A 24,411-nucleotide genomic window follows, 5' to 3' on the forward strand; every position below is an offset into this window, starting at 1 on the left:
GGGGTCCGCGATCCGTCGCGCGGGTGCTCATCGACTCGCCGCTGCCGCAGCTGGACCGGCTGTTCGACTACGCGATCCCGCCCGAGCTGGAGGAGCAGGCCCAGCCCGGCGTGCGCGTGAAGGCGCCGCTGCGCACGGCGGGCCGGGTGATCGAGGGCTTCGTCGTCGAGCGCGCCGTCGAGAGCGACGCCGACCGCGCGCTGTCGGAGCTCGACGCCGTCGTGTCGGCCGCGCCGGTGCTGCCCGATCGGCTCTACCGGCTCGCGCGCCGCGTGGCCGATCGCGCCGCGGGCTCGGCCTCCGACATCCTGCGCCTCGCGGTGCCCAAGCGCATGGTGCGGGCGGAGAAGTCGTGGCTGGCCGGGCCGCGCGCCGCCGCGCCGGTGGTCACGGCCGGGGCCCGCGAGCGGGCCGCGGCCGCGCTCGGCGAGTTCCCCGGGCTGGGCGAGCGGATCGCGCAGGGCGAGCGCCTGGCGGTCGACGCACCGCCCGGCCTCGTGGAGGTCGGTGACGCCGTGCTGCCCGCCTGGGCGCTGCTGCTCGCGGCGGCCGCGACCGACACCCTCGCGCGCGGGCGCTCGGCGATCCTCGCCGTACCCGATCACCGCGACCTCGACCGCCTGCAGGCCGCGCTCGCGCCCCTCGTGCCCGCCGAGGCGATCGTGCGCCACGACGCCGCGCAGTCGGGGCCGGAGCGCTATGCGGGCTACCTGCGCACGCTCGAGGAGGCCCCGTGCGTCGTGGTGGGAAACCGCTCGGCGGTGTACGCGCCGGTGGCCGATCCCGGCCTGGTCGCGCTGTGGGACGACGGCGACACGCTGTTCGAGGAGCAGCTCGCGCCCTACGTGCACGCGCGCGACGCCGCCCTCGTGCGGCAGGAGCTGGACGGCTGCGCGCTGCTGTTCGCCGGCCACACCCGCACGAGCGACGTGCAGCGGCTCGTCGAGCTCGACTGGGTGAAGGAGGCGCCGCAGCAGCGACGGCCGGTGCCGAACGTCGTGCTGAGCCCCGTGCACGAGGGGGAGCGCGGCGCGCGCGTGCCGTCGGCGGCGTTCCGGGCGGCGCGCGAGGCGCTCGCGCACGGTCCGGTGCTCGTGCAGGTGTCTCGGCCCGGCTACGCGCCCTCCCTCGTCTGCGCCGACTGCCGCGTGCCGGCCCGGTGCGCGGCGTGCGGCGGTCCGCTGCACGCCCGCTCCCGCGGGGCCGTGCCGGTGTGCGGCTGGTGCGGCCGGTCGGCGCACGCGTGGGCGTGCCCGAAGTGCTCGTCGGTGCGCGTGCGCCTGGCCTCCTCCGGCAGCGAGCGGACCGCGGACGAGCTGGGCCGGGCCTTCGCCGGCACGCGCGTGATCGTGTCGGACGGCGCCCACCCGGTCACCGAGGTCGACGAGCGGCCCGCCTTCGTCGTGGCCACGCGCGGCGCGGAGCCGGTGGCGCGCGGCGGCTACCGCGCCGTCATCCTGCTGGACGGCGAGCGCATGCTGCAGTCGCCGGATCTGCGCGTGGGGGAGGCGTGCCTGCGCTGGTGGTCGAACGCGGCGGCGCTCGCGGCCCCGGGCGCCCCCGTGCACCTCGTCGGCGTCACGGGGCCCGTGGCGCGGGCGCTCGCGTCGTGGACCCAGCCCGCCTACGCGCGGCAGGAGCTCGCCGAGCGTCTGCCGCTGCACCTGCCGCCGGCCGCGCGCATCGCCCGCCTCGACGGCGACGCGGCGGCGGTGGACCGTGCGCTCGCGTCGCTGCGCGAGGACGTGCCCGACCTGCCGCCCGACGCGGTGCTCGGGCCCGTCCCGCTCGAGGGGGCCGACGGGCCGCCCGGCGCGCGGGCGCTCATCCGCTTCGACTACGCGAGGGGCGCCCGTGTCACGGCCTCGTTGCGCGCATCCGTCGTCGCCGAGGCCGTCGCGGGCCGACGCCGCCGCGGCGGGGGGCGCCGCCCCGGCGGCCACGCAGGCACGCGCAATACACTCGCAGTGCGGGTCGACATCGCCGATCCCGAGCTCTGAGACCGACTCGTCGCACGAGCCGCGCACCCGATCCGCCGCACCACAGAACCACCCGAGAGGACCGCATGAGGCTGATCTTCGCCGGCACCCCGTCCGCGGCGGCGCCGTCGCTGCGATCGCTGCACGCCTCCGGCCACGAGGTCGCCGCCGTCGTCACGCGCCCCGACGCCCCGCTGGGGCGCAAGCGCGTGCTGACGCCCTCGCCGGTCGGCCGGACGGCCGAGGAGCTGGGGCTGCCCGTGATCAAGGCCGCCCGGCTGGACGACGAGGCCACCGCGCGCATCCTCGCGCACGAGCCCGACCTCGGCGTGATCGTCGCCTACGGCGGGCTCGTGCGGGAGCCGCTGCTCTCCGGCCCCGCGCACGGCTGGATCAATCTGCACTTCTCGCTGCTGCCGCGCTGGCGCGGCGCGGCGCCCGTGCAGCACGCCCTCATGGCCGGCGACGCCGTGACCGGCGCGACGGTCTTCCAGCTCGTGCCGGAGCTCGACGCGGGGGACATCCTGGGCATGGCGGAGCACGAGGTCGGGCCGGACGCGACCGCCGGCGACCTGCTCGAGACGCTGAGCGCGAGCGGCGCCGAGCTGCTGCGCGACACGGTCGACGCCATCGCCGCCGGCACCGCCGTGCCGCGGGCGCAGCAGGGCGAGCCGACGTTCGCGCCCAAGCTCGCGCTCGAGGACGGGCGGCTCGACTGGGCGCAGCCCGCCGAGCGCGTGCGCGACCGCTTCCGCGGCGTCACGCCCGAGCCGGGCGCCTTCACGACGATCGGGGAGGAGCGCCTGAAGATCCGCGCGCTGTCGCCGGCGCCGGCCTCCTCGCACCTCGGCGACGCCGCCGCGCTGCGCCCCGGCGAGATCGCCCCCGCGAAGGGCGGCGTGCTCGTCGGCACGGCGAGCGCGCCGCTGCTCGTGACGCGGCTGCAGCCCGCCGCGCGCGCCGAGAAGGCCGCCGCCGACTGGTTCCGCGGGCTGCGCACCGTGCCGAGGCTGGGCGCGTGAGCGAGCGGGACGACGCGGCCGGCGGCGCGCGCCGCGAGCGAGGCAGGGCTGGGGCGCCCCGGCGCGCGCCGCAGCGCCGGCGGGAAGCGCGCGGGCGCGACGAGGTGCAGCCGGCGCGCCGCGTGGCGTTCGCCGTGCTGCGGGCCGTGAGCGACTCGGACGCCTACGCCAACCTGCTGCTGCCGCGGGAGCTCGAGCGGGCCGGCCTGAGCGGACCCGACGCGGGCCTGGCGACGGAGCTGACCTACGGCACGCTGCGGCGGCAGGGGACCTACGACGCCATCCTCGCCGCCGCCGCGGACCGCGATCCGGCGCAGATCGATCCCGCCGTGCGCGACGCGCTGCGCCTCGGCATCCACCAGCTGATGTCGACGCGCGTCGCCTCGCACGCCGCCGTCAACGAGTCGGTCGAGCTCGCGGCCGAGTCGTCCGGCCGGGGCGCCGCCGGCTTCGCGAACGCCGTGCTGCGCCGCGTCGCGCGCGAGACGCCCGGCGAATGGCTCGACCGGATCGCCGACGCGGCGCGCTCCGACGACGAGCGGCTCGGGCTGGCGCAGTCCCATCCGGTCTGGATCGTCCGCGCCCTGCGGCGCGCTCTCGCGGCGGAGGGCAGGCAGGGCGAGCTGGAGGACCTGCTCGCCGCCGACAACGCCTCGCCGCGCGTGTCGATGGCCGCGCTGCCCGGCCTGGCCGAGCCGCGCGAGCCGGTCGCTCCCTACTCGCCCGTGGGGTTCCGGCTCGACGCCGGCGATCCCGAACCCGTCGTGCGCGCCTCGGAGGGACGGCTGCGGGTGCAGGACGAGGGCTCGCAGCTCGTCGCCCTCGCGCTCACCCGCCTGTCGCCCGTGCGCGCGGGGGAGCGGTGGCTGGACCTGTGCGCCGGCCCCGGCGGGAAGACCGCGCTGCTCGCGGCCGAGGCGCTGGCCGGCGGCGCGTCGCTCGAGGCGAACGAGGTGGTGCCCGCGCGCGCCGGGCTCGTGCGCCGCGCCGTCGCGGCCGTGCCGCTCGAGGTGACCGTGCACGAGCGCGACGGCCGCGAGCTCGCCGCCGAGCGCGCTGGGGAGTTCGACCGCATCCTCGTCGACGCGCCGTGCACGGGGCTGGGCGCGCTGCGGCGGCGGCCCGAGGCGCGCTGGCGCAAGCAGCCGGCCGACGTGGCGGAGCTCACGGCGCTTCAGGAGCAGCTGCTCCTCGAGGCGTTCGGCGCGCTGCGCCCGGGAGGCGTCGTCGCGTACGTCACGTGCTCGCCGCACCTGGCCGAGACCATGGCCGTCGTCGGGGCGGTCCGCGACCGCCTGGGCGACGCGGCCGAGGAGCTCGACGCCCGCGCGGCGCTGCAGTCGGTCGCCCGCCGTCCGCTGGACCTGCCGGTCCCGGGGGACGGATCCCGCCGCGCCCAGCTGTGGCCGCATCGTCACGGCACCGACGCGATGTTCCTCGCCCTGCTCCGCCGCCGCTGACCGCCGGACGCGTCAGTCGGGCGTCGCGGCGTCGATGAGCGCCTCGAGGTCGGCCTGCGCCGCCTCCGCGTCGGCGCGCAGCTGGGCGGCCCGCGCCTTCTCGGCCTCGAGGGCCGCGCCGCGCGCCTCGATGTCGGCGCGGAACGCCTCGAGCTCGGCATAGCGCGCCGCGAGCGCGGCCTCCCACGACATCCGCTCGGTGCGCCCGTCGGGATACGTGACGATGCTCGCGTACTGGGCGCGCAGCTCGGGAGGCGTCGCGTTGAACTCGTCGGCGTCGGCGTTGTACGAGGCGAGCGCCGCCTCGTGCGCGCCGCGATCCGCCGAGAGCTGCGCCTCCTCCTGCGCGTTCGCCGGCTCGAGCGCCGACACCTCGTCCCACCGCGCGCGCAGCGCGTCGTTCGCCTGCGGGATGACCGATTCGGCGCGACGGTGCGTCTCGACCAGGGCGGCGCGGTCGCTGATGTAGCGGCCGTAGACGCCCTCGAGCTCGGCGGCGAAGCCTCCGGCGCCATGCACCTGGGTGCCGAGGTAGGCGAACCGCTCGTTCGCGAGCGAGCCCGCGTGATCGCCGACGGACGCATCGATCTGCGCATGGATCGGATCGTCCGCCGGCAGGCGCGCGGCCTCCTCGGTGATGAGACGGTCGACGAGATCGCGCTCCGCATCGTCCAGCCCCGCGTAGACGGCGTGGAGCAGCTCGTGCGCCGCGGTGATCACCGTGGTGTCGTGCAGCCGCGGGTCGGCGGCCTGGAACACCGCGATGCGGTGATCGGATCGGTAGCAGCCGAGCACCTGGAACGACCCCTCGGCGGCCGCCGGGTGGGCGCTGTCGCAGCGGGTGCGGATGCCGTCGCCGTCGACGATCTCGGGCGCCGTGGACAGGAACAGCTCGCGCCCCTCCGCGGTGAGCGGCATCCGGTCGACCAGCTCCACGGCGGCCGTGCTCGGCTCCCCGTGCCGCGGCAGCCCGCCGTGCGGCGCCACCAGGCCGGGCGCCGGAGGTCGCCACCCGTCCTCGCCCGACAGTGCCGCCTGGATGAGGGTGCCGGCGAACAGCGCGACGCCGATCACGGCGACGACGATCGCGAGCACGCCGGTGCGGCGCGCGCCCGATCGCCGGCCGTCGCGGGGCGGGCGGGGCGCGGCGGGCGGCGCCTCGAAGAGGGTCACGAAGCACATCATGCCCGAGCCGGGGTCGCCGCGGGCGGCGGATTCCGCACGACGCCATAGGCTCGGATGTCTATGGCGACTTCCGACTCCGCGGCCCGGCGCGCGCGCTGGGCCGTCTCGGCCTGGTTCTTCCTCAACGGCGCGACGCTCGCGAACCTCGTGCCCCACTTCCCGGCGATCAAGGCCGAGCTGGGGCTGAGCAACGCCGCGTACGGGCTCGCGATCTCGGCCACCGCCCTCGGCTCGGTCCTCGTGGGGCTGAGCGCGGGCTGGTTCGTGCAGCGCTTCGGGTCGGCGCGCACGGCGGCCTACGCGATGGTGCTCTCCACACTGGCCGCGGCGCTGGCGGGCATGGCGCCCACCGGCGTGCTGTTCGCGGCCGGCCTGTTCGCGCTCGGGGCGACCGACGCGATCACCGACGTCGGGCAGAACGCCCACGGCCTCCGCGTGCAGCGCCGCCTGGGGCGGTCGATCATCAACTCGCTGCACGCCATGTGGTCGGTCGGCGCCGTCACCGGCGGTCTCATCGCCGCGGGCGTGCTCGCCCTCGGCATCCCGCGCGCCTGGCACCTCGGCACGGTCGCCGTGCTCATCGCGCTGTGCGGCGTGCTCTCGCTGCGGCTCGCGCTGCCCGGCGCCGACGGCTCCGACCTCGAGGGGGAGCACGCGGCGGCGCGCGGCGGTCACTGGTCGCGCATGCGCATCGTGCTCGTCATCACGGCGCTCGTCGTCATCGCGATCGCCGGCGCCCTGACGGAGGACGCCGGGAGCACGTGGGCGGCGGTGTACCTGTCCACAGAGCTGGGTGCCGCCACGACCGTCGCGGCATGGGGGTACATCGCGCTCCTCGTCGCGCAGACGGTGGGCCGGTTCGCGGGCGACCGGCTGATCGACCGCTTCGGCCAGAGGCTCGTCACGCAGGCCGGCGGCCTGCTGATCGCGGCCGGCCTGGGCGCGGCGCTGCTGTTCCCGAGCATCCCGGGGACGATCGTCGGCTTCGCGCTGGCCGGTCTCGGCTGCGCGACGATGATCCCCACGGCGATGCACGAGGCCGACGCGATCCCGGGCCTGAAGCCCGGCACCGGGCTCACGATCGTGTCGTGGCTGCTGCGGATCGGGTTCCTCGCCTCGCCGCCGATCGTCGGGCTCATCGCCGACGCGACCGCGATCCGCTACGGACTCGCGATCGTGCCCGTCGCCGGCGCCCTCGTCATCGCGCTGGCCGTGGCGCTGCCGCGCAGGGCCGTGCAGGGATAATGGCGACGTGACCCTCCCGCAGGCCCCCCGCATCAACCCGAGCATCCTGTCGGCCGACTTCGCCAACATGCAGTCGGAGCTCGCGCGCATCTCGGGCGCGGACTTCGTGCACGTCGACGTGATGGACAACCACTTCGTGCCGAATCTCACCTTCGGGCCGCAGATGGTGCAGCGCATCCAGGCCACGAGCCCCGTGCCGCTCGACGTGCACCTCATGATCGACGACCCCGACCGCTGGGCGCCGGGCTACGCCGAGCTCGGCGCGGCGTCGGTGACGTTCCACCTCGAGGCAGCGGCCGATCCGCTCGCCCTCGCGGCGCGCCTGCGCGAGATCGGCGCCCGCGCGGGCGTCGCCGTCAAGCCCGCCACGCCCGTCGAGCAGCTCTTCGACCACCTGGACGCCTTCGACCAGATCCTCGTCATGACCGTCGAGCCCGGCTTCGGGGGGCAGTCGTTCCTGGCCGATCAGATGCCCAAGCTGCGCAGCCTCGCCGACGAGGCGCGCCGCCGCGGATCGGACGTGTGGCTCCAGGTGGACGGCGGCATCTCGGCCGACACGATCGCGCAGGCGGCCGCGGCGGGCGCCGACACGTTCGTCGCGGGCTCGGCCGTCTACGGCGCGGACGACATCGACGCCGCCATCGCGGCCCTCCGCGACGCCGCGGCGGCGCACCGCCACTGACCGCGCGGGCGGGCTTCCCGGCACCTGCCGGTAGCCTAGACGGGTGAAGACGTTCGACGAGCTGTTCGCGGAGCTGAGTGAGAAGGCGCAGACGCGGCCGGAGGGATCCGGCACCGTCAGGGAGCTGGACGCCGGCGTGCATGCGATCGGCAAGAAGATCGTCGAGGAGGCGGCCGAGGTCTGGATGGCCGCCGAGTACCAGTCGGACGAGGAGGCGGCCGAGGAGATCTCGCAGCTGCTGTACCACCTGCAGGTGCTCATGATCGCGAAGGGTCTGACGCCGGCCGACGTCTACCGACATCTCTGAGGCGCGCCCGGAACCGTCATCCTCGACCCGAAAGACCCCATGCTCCGCATCGCCGTTCCCAACAAGGGCTCGCTCTCCGAGACCGCCATCGCCATGCTCGCCGAGGCCGGCTACGCCACCCGCCGCGACACCAAGCAGCTGCACCTGATCGACGCCGCCAACGACGTCGAGTTCTTCTACCTGCGCCCGCGCGACATCGCCACGTACGTCGCCTCCGGCGCCCTCGACGTGGGCATCACCGGCCGCGACCTGCTGCTCGACACCCGCATGCCCGCGCGCGAGATCGAGGCGCTCGGCTTCGGCAACTCCACGTTCCGCCTCGCTGCCCGGCCCGGACGCTTCTCGCGCATCGAGGACCTCGAGGGCGTGCGCGTGGCGACCGCGTTCCCCGGCGTCGTCGACGCGCTCCTCGACGCGCGCGGCGTGGCCGTCGACATCGTGCCGCTCGACGGCGCCGTCGAGTCGGCGGTGGAGCTGGGCGTCGCCGACGCCGTCGCCGACGTGGTCGAGACCGGCACGACCCTGCGCCAGGCCGGCCTGGAGATCTTCGGCGACGTGCTCATGGAGTCGGAGGCCGTGCTCATCGGGGCGCCCACCGAGGCGCCCGGCACCGACCGGCTGCTGCGCCGGCTGCGCGGCGTCATGGTCGCCCGCCGCTACGTGATGGTCGACTACGACCTGCCCGTGGCCCTGCTCGACCAGGCCACCGCGATCGCGAAGGGCATCGAGTCGCCCACCGTGTCGCCGCTGCGCGACCCGGAGTGGGTGGCCGTGCGGGTGATGGTGCCCCGCAAGGGCATGAACCGCGTCATGGACGAGCTCTACGAGCTCGGCGCGCGCGCCATCCTCGTCACCGCGATCGACAACGCGAGGCTCTGATGTCGGTCGTGACCCGGGTGATCCCGTGCCTCGACGTGGCGGCCGGGCGCGTGGTGAAGGGCATCAACTTCGAGAACCTGCGCGAGATGGGCGACCCCGTCGAGCTCGCGCGGCGGTACTTCGAACAGGGCGCCGACGAGATCACGTTCCTCGACGTCACCGCCACGGTCGACGAGCGCGCGACGATGCACGACGTCGTGCGGTGCACCGCCGAGCAGGTCTTCATCCCGCTCACGGTCGGCGGCGGCATCCGCAGCGTCGACGACGTCGCCCGCCTGCAGGAGGTCGGGGCCGACAAGGTCGGCGTCAACTCCGCGGCGATCCGCCGGCCGGCGCTGATCGGCGAGATCGCCGACCGCTTCGGCGCGCAGGTGCTCGTGCTCTCGCTCGATGTGAAGCGGTCGCCGCGCACGCCGTCGGGCTTCGTCGTGACGACGCACGGCGGGCGGCAGGAGACCGACCTCGACGCGCTCGACTGGGCGCGCGAGGCGATCGAGCGCGGCGCGGGCGAGCTGCTCGTCAACTCGATCGACGCCGACGGCACGAAGCAGGGCTTCGACCTCGAGCTCGTGGGGCTCATGCGCGAGCTGTCGACCGTGCCGGTGATCGCCTCGGGCGGCGCCGGCGACGTCTCGCACTTCGCCCCGGCGGTGCGCGCGGGGGCGGACGCGGTGCTCGCGGCGAGCGTGTTCCACTCGGGGCAGATGACCGTCGGCGACGTGAAGACGGCGCTGCGCGCGGAGGGGGTGCCGGTCCGATGAGCCAGCCCATCGATGTCGAGGCCCGGCTGGACCGGGTCGCCTTCAACGCCGACGGGCTCGTGCCCGTCGTCGTGCAGCAGCACGACACCCTCGAGGTGCTCATGCTCGCGTGGATGGATCGCGAGGCGCTGCGGCGCACGCTGACCGGCGGGCGCGCCGTGTACTGGTCGCGCTCGCGCGGGGAGTACTGGCGCAAGGGCGACACGTCCGGTCACGTGCAGGAGGTGCGCGGCGTGCGCATCGACTGCGACGGCGACACCGTGCTGCTGCTCGTGGACCAGACGGGAGCGGCCTGCCACACCGGCACGCACACGTGCTTCGACACCGACGAGCGCGACCTGCTGCCGGGAGCGCGCTGATGGGTGCGATGCGCCGGATCGACGGCTGGGCGGGCCGCCGCGGTCGCTCGCTCTCGGTGCTGCTCGTCCTCATCGGCGGCGCCGTGCTGCTCGTGGGCTCGACCCAGACGTGGCTGAGCGCGCAGCTCGCCGACGCGACGCTGCCCGTGCCGGGTGCGTCCGCCTCGCCCGTGCTGCAGCCCCTCGCGCTGGCGGCGCTGGCCCTCGCGCTCGTGCTGGCGCTCGCGGGCGTCGTGCTGCGCTACATCCTCGGCGTGCTCGCGGTGCTCCTCGGGTTCGTGCTCGTCGCCACCACGAGCCGGATCGCGTTCGCCCCGCCCGTGTCGGCCGCGGCGTCGGCCGTCACCGAGCACACCGGCCTCGCGGGCGAGGAGGCCGTCGGCGAGCTCGTGGTCTCGCTCGCCGTCACGCCGTGGCCGATCATCTCGCTCGTCGCCGCCGCGCTCGTGGTGCTCGGCGGCGCAACGGTCGTCTCGACGGCGCGGCACTGGAAGCGGTCCGGCCGCCGGTACGAGACCGCGAGCGCGGCTCCCGCCGACGGCCCGCTCGACGCGATCGACTCGTGGGACGACCTGAGCCACGGCCAGGACCCCACCGCCCGCTGAGCGCCGCCCCGCGGCGCGGTCGCTCGGCCCCTCCCGATAGACTCGAACCGGTCCCATGCATCGAAGGAGCACCCACGAGATGAGCAACCCCCTCACCGACCCCGGTCACGGACACTCGCCCGCCGCGTGGACGGCGGTGATCATCATGCTGGTGGCGCTGGCCATCGGCACGGCGGCGCTGTTCCTCGACCAGATGTGGCTCGTGTGGGCATCGGTGGTGCTCTTCGTGAGCGGTCCCATCGCGGGCTGGATCCTGTCCAAGGCCGGCTACGGCGCGAACGGTCCGAAGTACTCGACCAAGGCGCACTGATGTCTCTCCTGGCGGAGCTCACCGCCGGGTCGGTCGCGGATGCCGAGGCACGCGAGGCCGTCCGCCCGCTCGCCGAGGTCGAGCGGGCCGCGCTGGCCCAGCCGGCGGCGCGCGACGCGCTCGCATTCCTCGCGCCCGCCGACCGCGTCAAGGTCATCGCCGAGGTGAAGCGCGCGAGCCCCTCGCGCGGCGACCTCGCCGAGATCCCCGATCCCGCACGCCAGGCGGGGCTCTACGAGACGGGCGGCGCGTCGGCGATCAGCGTGCTGACGGAGCAGCGCCGGTTCAAGGGCTCGCTCGACGACCTGTCGGCCGTCAAGGCCGCCGTCGGGCTGCCGGTGCTGCGCAAGGACTTCGTCGCCACGCCCTACCAGGTGTGGGAGGCCAGGGCCGCCGGCGCCGACCTCGTGCTCCTCATCGCGGCGGCGCTCGAGCAGCCGCTGCTGGAGCGGCTCTACGCACTCGTCGTCGAGCTGGGCATGACGCCGCTCGTCGAGGCGCACACCGCCGACGAGGTGGCGCGCGCAGCGCAGCTCGGCGCGCGCCTCATCGGGGTGAACGCGCGAGATCTGTCGACGTTCGAGCTCGACCGCGACCTGTTCGGCCGGCTCGTGGACGGCATCCCGTCCGATGCCGTGAAGGTCGCGGAGTCCGCCGTGCTCGAACCGGCCGATGTCGCGCACTACCGCGCGGCCGGCGCCGACGCCGTGCTCATCGGCGAGGCGCTCGTGACGGGCGATCCCGTCCTCACCCTTCGATCCTTCCTGGAGGCGTCATGACACTCCGCGAGCAGCCGGGGCCGTTCTTCGGCGAATTCGGCGGGCGCTACATGCCGGAGTCGCTCATCGCGGCCATCGACGAGCTCGACGTCGCCCACCGCGAGGCGATGGCGGACCCGGCGTTCCGCGCGGAGCTCGCGGCGCTGCTGGCCGACTACGCCGGCCGCCCGTCGGCGCTCACCGAGGTGCCGCGCTTCGCCGAGCACGCCGGCGGCGCGCGCATCTTCCTCAAGCGCGAGGACCTCAACCACACGGGCAGCCACAAGATCAACAACGTGCTCGGTCAGGCGCTGCTCACCCGGCGCCTGGGCAAGACGCGCGTGATCGCCGAGACCGGCGCCGGCCAGCACGGCGTGGCGACCGCGACCGCGGCGGCGCTGTTCGGCCTGGACTGCACGATCTACATGGGCGAGGTCGACACCGAGCGCCAGGCGCTCAACGTCGCCCGCATGCGCCTGCTCGGCGCCGAGGTCGTGCCGGTGACGACCGGCTCGCGCACGCTGAAGGACGCGATCAACGAGGCGTACCGCGACTGGGTCGCGAGCGTCGAGACGACCAACTACATCTTCGGCACGGCGGCGGGGCCGCACCCGTTCCCGGCCATGGTGCGCGATTTCCAGAAGGTGATCTCGGAGGAGGCGCGCGCGCAGCTGCTGGAGCGCACCGGGCGCCTGCCCGATGCGGTCCTCGCGTGCGTCGGCGGCGGCTCGAACGCGATCGGCATGTTCGACGCGTTCATCGACGACGAGTCCGTGGCGCTCTACGGCGTGGAGGCGGCGGGCGACGGCGTCGACACCGAGCGGCACGCGGCGTCGATCGCGCGCGGCCGCGAGGGCGTGCTGCACGGGGCGCGCACCTTCGTGCTGCAGGACGAGGACGGCCAGACCGTCGAGTCGCACTCCATCTCGGCCGGCCTCGACTACCCGGGCGTCGGGCCGGAGCACGCGTGGCTCGCGTCGATCGGGCGGGCCACGTACATCCCCGCCACCGACGACGAGGCGATGCAGGCGCTGCGCCTGCTCAGCCGCACCGAGGGGGTCATCCCGGCCATCGAGTCGGCGCACGCCCTCGCGGGCGCGCTGCGCATCGGCCGCGAGCTGGGCCCCGACGCCGTGCTCGCCGTGTGCCTCTCGGGCCGCGGCGACAAGGACATGGACACCGCGGCGCGGTATTTCGAGCTCTACGACGAGGGAGCGGGCGAATGACCTCGGCCGTCGAGGCCGCGGTCGACGCGGCGAACGCCGAGGGGCGCGCGGCGTTCATCGGCTACCTGCCCGCCGGTTTCCCCGACTTCGACACCTCGCTGGAGGCGGCGGTCGCCCTCGCCGAGAACGGCGCCGACGTCATCGAGCTGGGCCCGCCCTACAGCGACCCCGTGATGGACGGCCCGATCATCCAGGAGGCGACGAACGCCGCGCTCGCCTCGGGCTTCCGCACGCCCGACCTGTTCCGGCTCGTGCGCGCCATCACGGAGCGCGTGCGCACCCCGGTGCTCGTCATGTCGTACTGGAACCTCGTGGTGCAGTACGGCGTCGACCGCTATGCCGACGCCCTCGCCGCCGCGGGCGGCGCCGGCCTCATCACGCCCGACATCACGCCGGACGCCGCGGCGGAGTGGATCGCGGCCTCGGACCGCGCCGGCCTGGATCGCGTGTTCCTCGCGGCGCCGACGTCGACGGATGGGCGGATCGACATGATCCGCGACGCCTCGCGCGGCTTCGTGTACGCGGTCTCGACGATGGGCATCACGGGCGAGCGCACCGAGCTCGACCGCGCCGCGCGCACCCTCGTGGGGCGGCTGCGCGACCGCGGCGTGCGCCGCGCGTGCGTGGGCATCGGCATCTCGACGCCCGCCCAGGTCGCGGGCGTCGCGGAGTACGCCGACGGCGCGATCGTCGGCACGGCGCTCGTGCGCGCCCTGCGCGACGGGGGAGTAGCGGGGCTGAGCGAGCTCGCCCGCGAGCTCGCCGCCGGCACCCGTCGCTGACGCGCGGCCGGTCTCACCGCCGCGGCAGCGCGCCGAGGATCCGCTCGGCGTACTCGGCGTGCCCCGCGGGCGTGAGGTGGATGCGGTCGCGGCCGACGGGCAGGTCCCAGTCGAGCGCCGACACGTACGTCATCCCGCGCGCCGCCGCCTCCTCGGCGAGCACGACGTCGACGGCGGCCTCGCCGTCGCGCCCCGGAACGTCCATCGGCCCCACCACGACGACGCGGGGCACGGCCTCCGCGGCGTCGAGCACGGCAGCTGCGCTCCGCCGCAACGACTCCGGCTCGGCGGAGACGTCGTTGAGTCCGCCCTGGATGACGAGGGTGTCGGCCCCCGTGTCGACGAGGCGGTCGATGCGGTCCTCGAACGCGTTCGGGCCGCACGCGCCCTCGTTGACGTACCCCGTCAGCGGCACCGCATCGAGCAGGACGGTGTCGCCGGTGGCGCGCTGCGCGAGGAAGTCGCTCCAGCGCGTGCCGCGATCGCTCAGGGCGTCGCCGGCCGCGTACGAGTCGCCGAGCACCGCGATCCGGCCGCTGCCGTCGCCGAGGGTCTCGATCTGGCCGTAGCGCTGCTGATAGGCGCGGATGTCGTCGCACCCGGCGGGCTCGTCCGCACGCGTCACACTCATCGCGATCGTCCCGGCGGCCGCAAGGGCCGCGACGGCGGCCAGGGAGAGGAGCAGGGTGCGGCGACGCATCCGGCCAGTCTGGACCGGACACCTGCCCCGTTGCTGAGCGGCGCGCGGGGCGGGTGCGTGCGCGTCCCGCGCGTGACGGCGCGACGCGCCGCCTGAACTAGACTCGCAACCATGCTGTCTACTGCCCTGACGAACGTCGTCGCGAGCATCCCCAGCCCGCCGGTGAGCTCCTGGAGCTGGGAGTTCGGACCCATCACCCTCGGTCCGTTCACGTTCGGGCAGTTCACGATCCACTTCTACGCGCTGTGCATCATCGCCGGGATCATCGTGGCGACGATTCTGACGAACCACCGCCTCACCAAGCGCGGCGCCGAGCGGTGGATCGTCATCGACATCGCGCTGCTCGCGGTGCCGCTGGCGATCATCGGCGCGCGCATCTTCCACGTGGTCACGCACCCCGGCTACTACTTCGGCGAGGGTTCCAACCCGTGGAACATCACCCAGCCCGGCTCGGTGTGGGCGATCTGGGAGGGCGGCATCGCCATCTACGGCGCCCTCATCGGCGGCGCGATCGGCGCCTGGCTCGGGTGCCGGTGGACGGGCATCCGGTTCTGGACCTTCGCCGACGCCCTCGCGCCCGGCCTGCTGCTCGCGCAGGCGATGGGCCGCTTCGGCAACTGGTTCAACCAGGAGCTGTTCGGCTGGCCGACCGACCTGCCGTGGGGCCTCGAGATCGACGCGGACAATCCGGCGATCCCGGCCGGGCTGCCCGCGGACACGCTGTTCCACCCGACCTTCCTCTACGAGGTCATCTGGAACGTCGCGGGCGTCGTCGTGCTGCTGTGGCTGGGCCGCAAGCTCGCCTTCCAGTGGGGCCGCCTCTTCGCGATCTACCTGCTCTGGTACGGCGCCGGCCGCGTCGTGTGGGAGTCCATCCGCATCGACCCGAGCGAGGTCATCCTCGGCCTGCGCACGAACGTGTGGGCCTCGCTCGCCGCGATCGTCGTCGGTCTCGTCATCCTGGCCCTGCAGCGCCGCCACACCGGCATCGAGCCCTCGCCGTATGTGGCCGGGCGCGAACCGGCCCCCGAGGCCGGGGTAGAATCCTCGGAAGGCTACGTCGACACCAGCGACCCCACGTCGACGGACGCCCCTCTCGAGGCCGCCGCCACAAGCACCGCCGCCGCGAAGTAGCGCTTCCGAGCTCCCGCCCGTACCGTCGAGTAACGGGCCGCCCGAGCCACGCGCTTCGCAGGCATCCCGCGGCTCCCTTCCCGGGTCAGCGCCGCCCCGCTCAGCAACAACCTCAAGGACGGTCAGCCATGGCATCGAGCCCGCGCAACGTCGCTCCCGTCGGCGGATCCCTGCCGGCCAAGCAGGGCATGTACAACCCCGCGTTCGAGAAGGACGCGTGCGGTCTGGCGATGGTGGCCACCCTCCGCGGCGAGCCCGGCCACGACATCGTCGATCTGGCCCTCACCGCGCTGCGCAACCTCGAGCACCGCGGCGCGATCGGATCGGACGCGGGCACGGGCGACGGTGCGGGCATCCTCACCCAGATGCCCGACGCGTTCCTGCGCGCCGTGACGGGCTTCGAGCTGCCCCCGGTGGGGGAGTACGCCGCCGGCATGGCCTTCCTGCCCCGCGAGGTCGAGGCCAGGGCCGAGCTGAAGCGCGGCATCGAGCGGATCGCGCAGACCGAGAACCTCGTGGTGCTCGGCTGGCGCGAGGTGCCGGTGGAGCCGCAGCACCTCGGAAAGCTCGCCGACGACGCGCGCCCCGCGTTCGAGCAGCTCTTCCTCGCGCGCCCCGCCGTCGGCGACGAGCCCGCGCTGTCGGGCATCGCGCTCGACCGCCGCGCCTACCGCCTGCGCAAGCGCGCGCAGCACGAGCTCGGCGCCTACTTCGTGTCGCTGTCGAGCCGCACCCTCGGCTACAAGGGCATGGTCACGACGCTGCAGCTCGAACCGTTCTACCCCGACCTGCAGGACGAGCGCTTCGCGACCGAGCTCGCGGTGGTGCACAGCCGCTACTCGACCAACACGTTCCCGTCGTGGCCGCTCGCGCAGCCGCTGCGCATGCTCGCGCACAACGGCGAGATCAACACCGTCGGCGGCAACCGCAACTGGATGCGCGCGCGCCAGTCGCAGCTCGCGTCCGACCTGCTCGGCGAGATCGAGCCGCTGCTGCCCATCACGAGCGACACCGAGAGCGACTCCGCGTCGTTCGACGAGGTGCTCGAGCTGCTCACGCTCACGGGCCGCAGCCTGCCGCACGCCATGCTCATGATGGTGCCGGAGGCGTACGAGAAGCAGGCCGACATCGATCCGGATCTGCGCGCGTTCTACGAGTACCACTCGCTGCAGATGGAGCCGTGGGACGGGCCCGCGTCGCTGCTGTTCACGGACGGCACGGTCGTCGGCGGCATGCTCGACCGCAACGGACTGCGTCCGGGCCGCTGGACGGTCACGACCGACGGCCTCGTCGTCGTGGGCAGCGAGACCGGCGTGCTCGACTTCGCGCCCGAGCGCATCGCGCGCCGCGGCCGGCTGCTGCCCGGCCGCATGTTCCTCGTCGACACGGCGCAGGGGCGGATCATCGGCGACGACGAGATCAAGCGCGAGCTGGCGACCATGCACCCCTGGCGCGAGTGGCTCGACGCGGGCGGCGTGCGCCTGGCCGACCTGCCCGAGCGCGAGCACATCGTGCACCCGATCGCCTCGATCAACCGGCGCCTGCGCACCTTCGGCTACACGGAGGAGGAGGTCCGCATCCTCCTCACCCCCATGGGGCGCACGGGCGCGGAGCCGATCGGCGCGATGGGATCGGACACGCCCATCGCCGTGCTCAGCGACCGGCCGCGGCTGCTGTTCGACTACTTCACGCAGCAGTTCGCGCAGGTCACGAACCCGCCGCTCGACTCGATCCGCGAGGAGGTCGTCACGAGCCTCCGCCTCGGGCTCGGACCCGAGGGCAACCTGCTGTCGTGGGGGCCGAAGCACACGCGCATGGTCGGTCTGGACTTCCCCGTCATCGACAACGACGAGCTCGCGAAGATCCAGCACATCCATTCCGCGCTGCCCGGGCGCACGTCGGTGACGATCCGCGGCGTGTATCGCGTGGCGGGCGGGCACAAGGGCCTGCGCAAGCGCCTCGAGCAGATCTGCGACGAGGTGGACAACGCCATCGAGGACGGCGCGGAGTTCATCGTGCTGAGCGACCGCGACAGCAACCGCGACCTCGCGCCCATCCCGTCGCTGCTGCTCGTGGCGGCCGTGCACCACCACCTCATCCGCAACTCGACCCGCATGCGGGTGGGGCTCGTCGTCGAGGCCGGCGACGTGCGCGAGGTGCACCACGTGGCGACGCTGCTCGGCTACGGCGCGTCGGCGGTGAACCCGTACCTCGCGATGGAGACCGTCGAGAACCTCGTGCGCCGCGGCGCCATCACGGGCGTCACGCCCGAGAAGGCCGTGAAGAACCTCATCTACGCGCTCGGCAAGGGCGTGCTGAAGATCATGTCGAAGATGGGCATCTCGACCGTGTCGTCGTACACGGGCGCGCAGGTGTTCGAGGCCGTCGGGCTCTCGCAGGAGCTCATCGACGCCTACTTCACGGGCACCGAGTCGAAGCTCGGCGGCATCGGCCTCGAGCAGATCGCGGCCGAGAACGCCGCGCGACACGCCTTCGCCTACCCGGAGGACCGCGCCCCGCGCGTGCACGAGCGGCTGTGGACCGGCGGCGAGTACCAGTGGCGCCGCGACGGCTCGCCGCACCTGTTCAACCCCGAGACGGTGTTCCGCCTGCAGCACTCCACGCGCACGAAGCGCTACGACATCTTCCGCGAGTACACGCGCCTCGTCGACGACCAGGCCGCCGAGCTGAAGACGCTCCGCGGGCTGTTCAAGCTGAGGACCGCCGGGCGCAAGCCCGTGCCGATCGACGAGGTCGAGCCCGTCTCGTCCATCGTGAAGCGCTTCTCGACGGGCGCGATGAGCTACGGCTCCATCTCGAAGGAGGCGCACGAGACGCTCGCGATCGCGATGAACCGCCTCGGCGGCAAGTCGAACACGGGCGAGGGCGGCGAGGACGTCGAGCGCCTCGTCGATCCGGAGCGCCGCAGCGCGATCAAGCAGGTCGCCTCCGGCCGGTTCGGCGTGACGAGCATGTACCTCGCCGAGGCCGACGACATCCAGATCAAGCTCGCCCAGGGCGCCAAGCCCGGCGAGGGCGGCCAGCTGCCGCCCGGCAAGGTGTACCCGTGGGTCGCGCGCACGCGCCACGCGACGGCCGGCGTCGGCCTCATCTCGCCGCCGCCGCACCACGACATCTACTCGATCGAGGACCTGAAGCAGCTCATCTTCGACCTGAAGCGGGCCAACCCGAAGGCGCGCATCCACACGAAGCTCGTCAGCCAGTCGGGCATCGGCGCGGTCGCGGCCGGGGTCGCCAAGGCGCTGAGCGACGTCATCCTCGTCTCGGGCCACGACGGCGGCACGGGGGCGAGCCCGCTGAACTCCCTCAAGCACGCCGGCACGCCGTGGGAGCTCGGGCTCGCCGAGACGCAGCAGACGCTCATGCTCAACGCCATGCGCGACCGCGTGGTCGTGCAGGTGGACGGCCAGCTCAAGACGGGCCGCGACGTGCTCATCGGCGCGCTGCTGGGCGCGGAGGAGTTCGGCTTCGCCACGGCGCCGCTCGTGGTGAGCGGCTGCATCATGATGCGCGTGTGCCACCTCGACACGTGCCCGGTGGGCGTGGCCACGCAGAACCCGGTGCTGCGCGACCGCTTCACGGGCAAGGCCGAGTACGTGGTGAACTTCATGGAGTTCATCGCGCAGGAGGTGCGCGAGTATCTCGCGGAGCTGGGCTTCCGCTCGCTCGACGAGGCGATCGGCCGCAGCGACCTGCTCGACGTCGACGGCGCGATCGAGCACTGGAAGGCGAGCGGCCTCGACCTCTCGCCGATCCTGCACGGTCCGCAGTTCGCCGAGGACGAGCCGCGCCGCCACCGGCGGGCGCAGGCGCACGAGCTCGACGAGCACTTCGACGTGCAGCTCATCGAGCGCGCTCGCGATGTCATCGCGCACGGCGGCCAGGTCGAGATCGACCTGCCGGTGCGCAACACGGCGCGCGCGGTCGGGACGATGCTGGGCCACCACGTCACGAAGGCGCATGGCGAGCAGGGCCTGCCCGCCGGGTCGATCACCGTGTCGCTGCGCGGCTCGGCCGGGCAGTCCTTCGGGGCGTTCCTGCCGAGCGGCATCACGCTGCGACTCGAGGGCGATTCGAACGACTACGTGGGCAAGGGCCTCTCGGGCGGGCAGATCGTGATCCGCCCGCCGCGGGGTGCGGCGTTCGACGCGTCCGAGAACGTGATCGCCGGCAACGTCATCGGCTACGGCGCCACGCGGGGCTCGATGTTTTTCAGCGGCGTGGTGGGGGAGCGGTTCTTCGTGCGCAACTCGGGCGCCACCGCCGTGGTCGAGGGCGTGGGCGACCACGCGCTCGAGTACATGACGGGCGGCCTCGCGGTCATCCTGGGCCGGACCGGGCGCAACCTCGGCGCCGGCATGTCGGGCGGCACGGCGTACGTGTACCGGCTGGACGAGAAGCTCGTCAACGCCGACGCGCTGCGCACGGGCGAGCTCACGCTCAGCCCGCTCGGATCCGGCGACGCCGAGATCCTGCGCGACCTGCTGGAGCAGCACGTCGAGCAGACCGGCTCGGCGCTGGCTCGGCGCCTGCTGGACGACTTCGAGAACGAGACGGCGAACTTCGTGCGCGTGCTGCCGCGCGACTACGCCGCCGTCATGGAGACCCGCCAGGCGGCGGTCGCGGAGGGGCTGGACCCCGACGGCGACGTCGTCTGGAACCGCATCCTGGAGGTGACCGGTGGCTGATCCCAAGGGCTTTCTGAAGGTGACCGAGCGGGAGCTGCCCGCTCGGCGCCCCGTGCCCGTGCGCATCCTCGACTGGAAGGAGGTGTACGAGCCGGGCGACTCGGCCGTGCTCCGCCGCCAGGCGAGCCGCTGCATGGACTGCGGCATCCCGTTCTGCCACCAGGGTTGCCCGCTCGGGAACCTCATCCCCGAGTGGAACGACCTGATGTACCGCGGCGAGGGCCGCGACGCGATCGAGCGCCTGCACGCGACGAACAACTTCCCCGAGTTCACGGGGCGGCTGTGCCCCGCGCCGTGCGAGAGCGCGTGCGTGCTGGGGATCAACCAGCCGGCCGTCACGATCAAGCAGATCGAGGTCTCGACGATCGACGAGGCGTTCGCGAACGGCTGGGTCGAGCCGAAGGCGCCGTCGCGCCTCACCGGCAAGACCGTGGCGGTCGTCGGATCCGGCCCCGCGGGCCTGGCCGCGGCGCAGCAGCTCACGCGCGCCGGGCACACGGTGGCCGTGTACGAGCGCGACGACCGCATCGGCGGCCTGCTGCGCTACGGCATCCCCGATTTCAAGATGGAGAAGCGCCACCTCGAGGCGCGCCTGCGCCAGATGCAGGACGAGGGCACGAAGTTCCGCGCGGGCGTCACGATCGGCGTCGACATCAGCTGGGACGAGCTGCGCAGCCGCTACGACGCCGTCGTCATCGCGACGGGCTCGACCCTGCCGCGCGACCTGCCGATCCCGGGTCGCGACCTCGACGGCGTGCACTTCGCGATGGAGTACCTCGTCGAGTCGAACAAGGCCGTCGCGGGCGACCAGGTGCCCAACCAGATATCCGCGGAGGGCAAGCACGTCGTGGTGATCGGCGGCGGCGACACCGGCGCCGACTGCATCGGCACGGCGCACCGCCAGGGCGCGCTGAGCGTGACCAACCTCGCGATCGGCACGCGCCCCGCCGACTCCCGCCCCGACCACCAGCCGTGGCCCATGACCCCGCAGGTGTTCGAGGTCTCCTCGGCGCACGAGGAGGGCGGCGAGCGGCAGTACCTCGCCACCACGGTCGAGTTCCTGGGCAACGACGCGGGCGAGGTGCGCGCGCTGCGCGTGGCCGAGACGGAGTTCGTCGACGGCCGCCGCGTTCCCAAGAGCGGCACCGAGCGCGAGATCCCCGCCGACCTCGTGCTCATCGCGATGGGCTTCACGGGCCCCGAGCGCGACCTGCTCGAGGAGCAGACGAGCACGCAGTTCACCGACCGCGGCAACGTCGAGCGCGACGGCGACTTCCAGACGACGGTCCCCGGCGTGTTCGTCGCGGGGGACGCCGGCCGCGGCCAGTCGCTCATCGTGTGGGCGATCGCCGAGGGCCGGTCGGTCGCGTCGAAGGTGGACGAGTACCTCATGGGCGAGACGCTGCTGCCCGCGCCGGTGCGACCCACCGACGCTCCCATCGGGCTGTAGCATGGCGAAGGCGGCCGGCATCGGCCGCAACCCGACATCGCGGCCCTCGTGCGGAGGGGCGTGTCGGGCACACATGTGCGGAAGGTGAATCGTTGAGACGTGCCAAGATCGTCGCCACCCTCGGGCCGGCGACGTCGACGAAGGAGACAGTCAAGGAGCTCATCGAGGCGGGTGTGGATGTCACCCGGTTCAATCTGAGCCATGGTGACCACTCCGTCCACGACAACAACTACGCGAACGTGCGGGCGGCCGCCGAGGAGCTCGGCAAGCCCGTCGCGATCCTCGTCGACCTGCAGGGCCCGAAGATCCGCCTCGGCAAGTTCGCGGACGGGCCCCACGATCTCGCCGTCGGCGACATCTTCAAGATCACGGTGGAGGACATCCCCGGGACGAAGGAGATCGTCTCGACGACCTTCAAGGGCCTGCCGGGGGACGTCAAGCCCGGCGACTTCCTGCTGATCGACGACGGCAAGGTGCGCGTCAAGGTGATCGAGGCCGACGACACGGTCGTCACGACCGAGGTGATCGTCGGCGGCCCCGTGTCGAACAACAAGGGCATCAACCTGCCCGGCGTCGCCGTGAGCGTGCCCGCCCTGAGCGAGAAGGACGAGGACGACCTCCGCTGGGGTCTGCGCAAGGGCGCCGACCTCATCGCGCTGTCGTTCGTGCGCGACGCGTCGGACGTGCAGCGCGTACACGAGATCATGGCCGAGGAGGGCCGGTTCGTGCCGGTCATCGCCAAGGTCGAGAAGCCGCAGGCGGTGGACAACCTCGAGGAGATCATCGAGGCCTTCGACGCGATCATGGTGGCGCGCGGCGACCTGGGCGTCGAGCTGCCGCTCGAGGCCGTGCCGATCGTGCAGAAGCGCGCCGTCGAGATCGCCCGCCGCCTCGCCAAGCCCGTCATCGTGGCCACGCAGATGCTCGAGTCGATGATCGAGAACCCCGTGCCCACGCGCGCCGAGACGAGCGACGTCGCCAACGCCGTGATCGACGGCGCCGACGCGGTCATGCTCTCCGGCGAGACGAGCGTCGGCAAGTATCCGATCGTCACCGTCCAGACGATGGCCCGCATTGTGGAGTCGACGGAGGAGCACGGCCTGGAGCGCATCCAGCCCCTCACGGCGCGACCGCGCACCCAGGGCGGCATCGTGACGATGGCCGCCGTCGAGGTGGCCGACTTCGTCGAGGCCAAGTTCCTCTGCATCTTCACGGAGGGCGGCGACTCGGCCCGCCGCATGGCGCGCCTGCGCTCGCGCATCCCGATGATCGCGTTCACGACCGACGAGGCCATCCGCCGCCGCATGGCGCTGACGTGGGGCATCCGCTCGGCGCTCGTCGACCCGGTGGACCACACCGACCGCATGTTCCCGCAGGTGGACGAGTACCTGCTGTCGAACGACCTCGCGAAGGTCGGCGACAAGGTCGTCGTGATCTCCGGATCCCCTCCCGGGATCGCGGGATCGACCAACGACGTGCGCATCCACAAGGTCGGCGACGCGGTGCACGGCGCCGCGCCGGTGTACCAGAACGAGGGCTGAGCGCGCTTCGGTGAGAGCGGGCGGGCGCGAGGGCGTCCGCCCGCTTTCCCGTAGGCTGGGACCGGGCCGGCGTGGCGGAATGGCAGACGCGGCGCACTCAAAATGCGCTGTCCTCACGGGCGTGCGGGTTCGAGTCCCGCCGCCGGCACCAACAGGCTCATCCGGCGCGCGCGGGGCGCTCCCAGGTGCGGGCGCGGGCTGAGATTAGGATGGATTCGTGAGCGAAGAGCAGAACGAGCAGGCCACGGCACCGCGACGCGTGGTCGTCGCCGAGGACGAGTCCCTCATCCGCCTCGACATCGTGGAGATCCTCCGCGACAACGGCTACGACGTGGTCGGCGAGGCCGGCGACGGCGAGACGGCGGTCCAGCTCGCGACCGAGCTCCGCCCGGACCTCGTGATCATGGACGTGAAGATGCCGCGGCTCGACGGCATCAGCGCCGCCGAGAAGCTCAGCAAGAACCACATCGCCCCCGTCGTGCTGCTCACGGCCTTCAGCCAGAAGGAGCTCGTCGAGCGCGCGAGCGAGGCGGGCGCGCTGGCCTACGTGGTCAAGCCGTTCACCCCGAACGACCTGCTGCCCGCGATCGAGATCGCCATGGCCCGCCACGAGCAGATCATCACGCTCGAGGCCGAGGTGGCCGACATGGTCGAGCGCTTCGAGACCCGCAAGCTCGTCGACCGCGCCAAGGGCCTGCTGAACGAGAAGATGGGCCTGTCGGAGCCCGAGGCGTTCCGCTGGATCCAGAAGGCCTCGATGGACCGCCGCCTCACCATGCAGGACGTCGCCAAGGCGATCATCGAGCAGCTCGCCCCCAAGAAGGGCTGAGCCCGGGCGGTTCCGCGCCGACCGCTCGTGTCAGGGGCGCTCGTCGCGGATCAGGTTGGTGATCCGGATCGTCGAGCAGCGGCGGCCGTTCTCGTCCGTCACGGCGATCTCGTGCACGGTGAGGGAGCGGCCGAGGTGGATGGGCGTGCACACGCCGGTGACGAGACCGCTCGTCGCGGAGGCGGTGTGCGTGGCGTTGATGTCGATGCCCACGGCGTAGCGGCCCGGGCCGGCGTAGAGGTTCGCGCTCATGGATCCGAGCGACTCGCCGAGCACGACGTAGGCGCCGCCGTGCAGCAGCATGCGCGGCTGCGTGTTGCCCTCGACCGGCATGGTCGCCACGGCGCGCTCGACGGAGAACTCCGTGAAGCGGATGCCCATCTTCTCGGCGAGGGCGCCGAGGCCCCGCTCGTTCGCCCAGGCCAGCTCGTCGGTGTCGCTCATCCCGCTCCTCACACTGCGATGTCCGCCGCCCTCGTTAGGCTGGC

The 24,411-nt window shown here is 73.4% G+C and carries 22 protein-coding genes and 1 tRNA gene; 20 read left to right on the forward strand and 3 right to left on the reverse strand.

The features are described 5' to 3' along the window. Positions 1 to 23: 23 nt before the first annotated feature. The 3 genes from ACYVJ0_RS01355 (at position 24) to ACYVJ0_RS01365 (ending at position 4,461) form a co-directional block, all read left to right on the forward strand. Positions 24 to 2,000, forward strand: a complete 1,977-nt coding sequence (locus ACYVJ0_RS01355) for a primosomal protein N' family DNA-binding protein (RefSeq protein WP_460815625.1) — start codon at positions 24 to 26, stop codon at positions 1,998 to 2,000. Between the two features lie 65 nt (positions 2,001 to 2,065). Next, on the forward strand, positions 2,066 to 3,001 hold the full coding sequence (fmt, locus tag ACYVJ0_RS01360; protein WP_460815494.1) for a methionyl-tRNA formyltransferase: 936 nt from the start codon (positions 2,066 to 2,068) through the stop codon (positions 2,999 to 3,001). A gap of 104 nt (positions 3,002 to 3,105) precedes the next feature. Further along, a complete protein-coding gene (locus ACYVJ0_RS01365) occupies positions 3,106 to 4,461 on the forward strand; it encodes an RsmB/NOP family class I SAM-dependent RNA methyltransferase (protein WP_460815626.1) in 1,356 nt (451 codons plus the stop codon). A gap of 12 nt (positions 4,462 to 4,473) precedes the next feature. Here ACYVJ0_RS01365 and ACYVJ0_RS01370 read toward each other — a convergent pair whose 3' ends face one another. After that, entirely contained in the window at positions 4,474 to 5,634 is a 1,161-nt protein-coding gene (locus tag ACYVJ0_RS01370) for a hypothetical protein (protein WP_460815496.1), read from the reverse strand. Positions 5,635 to 5,706: 72 nt separating this feature from the next. On the opposite strand from ACYVJ0_RS01370, the gene ACYVJ0_RS01375 reads away from it, so the two are divergent. From ACYVJ0_RS01375 to trpA, 11 genes are all read left to right on the forward strand, one after another. Beyond that, the gene (locus ACYVJ0_RS01375) at positions 5,707 to 6,891 is read left to right on the forward strand and encodes an MFS transporter (protein WP_460815498.1); all 1,185 of its coding nucleotides are present in this window, start codon (positions 5,707 to 5,709) and stop codon (positions 6,889 to 6,891) included. Between the two features lie 7 nt (positions 6,892 to 6,898). Then, on the forward strand, positions 6,899 to 7,573 hold the full coding sequence (gene rpe, locus ACYVJ0_RS01380; RefSeq protein WP_460815499.1) for a ribulose-phosphate 3-epimerase: 675 nt from the start codon (positions 6,899 to 6,901) through the stop codon (positions 7,571 to 7,573). A 43-nt stretch (positions 7,574 to 7,616) separates the two neighbouring features. Next, positions 7,617 to 7,880, forward strand: coding sequence for a phosphoribosyl-ATP diphosphatase (locus tag ACYVJ0_RS01385; protein WP_449853158.1), 264 nt, complete (start codon positions 7,617 to 7,619; stop codon positions 7,878 to 7,880). 39 nt (positions 7,881 to 7,919) lie between these two features. Further along, positions 7,920 to 8,759, forward strand: a complete 840-nt coding sequence (hisG, locus tag ACYVJ0_RS01390) for an ATP phosphoribosyltransferase (protein WP_449853157.1) — start codon at positions 7,920 to 7,922, stop codon at positions 8,757 to 8,759. Beyond that, positions 8,759 to 9,520 carry an imidazole glycerol phosphate synthase subunit HisF gene (gene hisF, locus ACYVJ0_RS01395; protein WP_460815501.1) on the forward strand — a complete coding sequence of 254 codons (762 nt, stop codon included), beginning with the start codon at positions 8,759 to 8,761 and terminating at the stop codon, positions 9,518 to 9,520. The genes hisG and hisF overlap by 1 nt, the downstream gene beginning before the upstream one ends. Next, entirely contained in the window at positions 9,517 to 9,879 is a 363-nt protein-coding gene (gene hisI / locus ACYVJ0_RS01400; protein WP_460815503.1) for a phosphoribosyl-AMP cyclohydrolase, read from the forward strand. Before hisF ends, hisI begins: the two co-directional genes overlap by 4 nt. Further along, entirely contained in the window at positions 9,879 to 10,484 is a 606-nt protein-coding gene (locus ACYVJ0_RS01405) for a Trp biosynthesis-associated membrane protein (RefSeq protein WP_449853154.1), read from the forward strand. Before hisI ends, ACYVJ0_RS01405 begins: the two co-directional genes overlap by 1 nt. Before the next feature lie 79 nt (positions 10,485 to 10,563). Continuing rightward, positions 10,564 to 10,794, forward strand: a complete 231-nt coding sequence (locus tag ACYVJ0_RS01410) for a DUF6704 family protein (protein WP_460815628.1) — start codon at positions 10,564 to 10,566, stop codon at positions 10,792 to 10,794. Next, positions 10,794 to 11,573, forward strand: a complete 780-nt coding sequence (trpC, locus tag ACYVJ0_RS01415; RefSeq protein ID WP_449853152.1) for an indole-3-glycerol phosphate synthase TrpC — start codon at positions 10,794 to 10,796, stop codon at positions 11,571 to 11,573. The genes ACYVJ0_RS01410 and trpC overlap by 1 nt, the downstream gene beginning before the upstream one ends. Continuing rightward, positions 11,570 to 12,778: a tryptophan synthase subunit beta gene (gene trpB / locus ACYVJ0_RS01420; RefSeq protein ID WP_460815504.1), complete on the forward strand. Its 1,209-nt coding sequence runs from the start codon at positions 11,570 to 11,572 to the stop codon at positions 12,776 to 12,778. Before trpC ends, trpB begins: the two co-directional genes overlap by 4 nt. Beyond that, positions 12,775 to 13,560, forward strand: coding sequence for a tryptophan synthase subunit alpha (gene trpA, locus ACYVJ0_RS01425; protein WP_460815506.1), 786 nt, complete (start codon positions 12,775 to 12,777; stop codon positions 13,558 to 13,560). Before trpB ends, trpA begins: the two co-directional genes overlap by 4 nt. A gap of 13 nt (positions 13,561 to 13,573) precedes the next feature. Here trpA and ACYVJ0_RS01430 read toward each other — a convergent pair whose 3' ends face one another. Further along, positions 13,574 to 14,260 (reverse strand): SGNH/GDSL hydrolase family protein, encoded by a 687-nt coding sequence (locus tag ACYVJ0_RS01430; protein WP_460815508.1) that lies wholly within the window; start codon positions 14,258 to 14,260, stop codon positions 13,574 to 13,576. A 111-nt stretch (positions 14,261 to 14,371) separates the two neighbouring features. On the opposite strand from ACYVJ0_RS01430, the gene lgt reads away from it, so the two are divergent. The 6 genes from lgt (at position 14,372) to ACYVJ0_RS01460 (ending at position 23,923) form a co-directional block, all read left to right on the forward strand. Beyond that, positions 14,372 to 15,394 carry a prolipoprotein diacylglyceryl transferase gene (gene lgt / locus ACYVJ0_RS01435; RefSeq protein ID WP_460815510.1) on the forward strand — a complete coding sequence of 341 codons (1,023 nt, stop codon included), beginning with the start codon at positions 14,372 to 14,374 and terminating at the stop codon, positions 15,392 to 15,394. A gap of 128 nt (positions 15,395 to 15,522) precedes the next feature. Further along, positions 15,523 to 20,103 carry a glutamate synthase large subunit gene (gltB, locus tag ACYVJ0_RS01440; RefSeq protein WP_460815511.1) on the forward strand — a complete coding sequence of 1,527 codons (4,581 nt, stop codon included), beginning with the start codon at positions 15,523 to 15,525 and terminating at the stop codon, positions 20,101 to 20,103. After that, positions 20,096 to 21,553, forward strand: a complete 1,458-nt coding sequence (locus tag ACYVJ0_RS01445) for a glutamate synthase subunit beta (RefSeq protein ID WP_460815513.1) — start codon at positions 20,096 to 20,098, stop codon at positions 21,551 to 21,553. The genes gltB and ACYVJ0_RS01445 overlap by 8 nt, the downstream gene beginning before the upstream one ends. Positions 21,554 to 21,645: 92 nt before the next feature. Next, positions 21,646 to 23,094, forward strand: coding sequence for a pyruvate kinase (gene pyk, locus ACYVJ0_RS01450; RefSeq protein WP_460815514.1), 1,449 nt, complete (start codon positions 21,646 to 21,648; stop codon positions 23,092 to 23,094). A 65-nt stretch (positions 23,095 to 23,159) separates the two neighbouring features. Then, positions 23,160 to 23,245 (forward strand) — tRNA-Leu (locus ACYVJ0_RS01455). Positions 23,246 to 23,311: 66 nt separating this feature from the next. Continuing rightward, complete coding sequence (locus ACYVJ0_RS01460) at positions 23,312 to 23,923, forward strand: ANTAR domain-containing response regulator (protein WP_460815516.1); 612 nt, start codon at positions 23,312 to 23,314, stop codon at positions 23,921 to 23,923. Between the two features lie 30 nt (positions 23,924 to 23,953). On the opposite strand, the gene ACYVJ0_RS01465 is transcribed toward ACYVJ0_RS01460, so the two are convergent. Beyond that, positions 23,954 to 24,367 carry a hotdog fold thioesterase gene (locus ACYVJ0_RS01465; RefSeq protein WP_449853143.1) on the reverse strand — a complete coding sequence of 138 codons (414 nt, stop codon included), beginning with the start codon at positions 24,365 to 24,367 and terminating at the stop codon, positions 23,954 to 23,956. Positions 24,368 to 24,411: the final 44 nt, after the last annotated feature.

This window comes from Microbacterium petrolearium, from assembly GCF_054782875.1.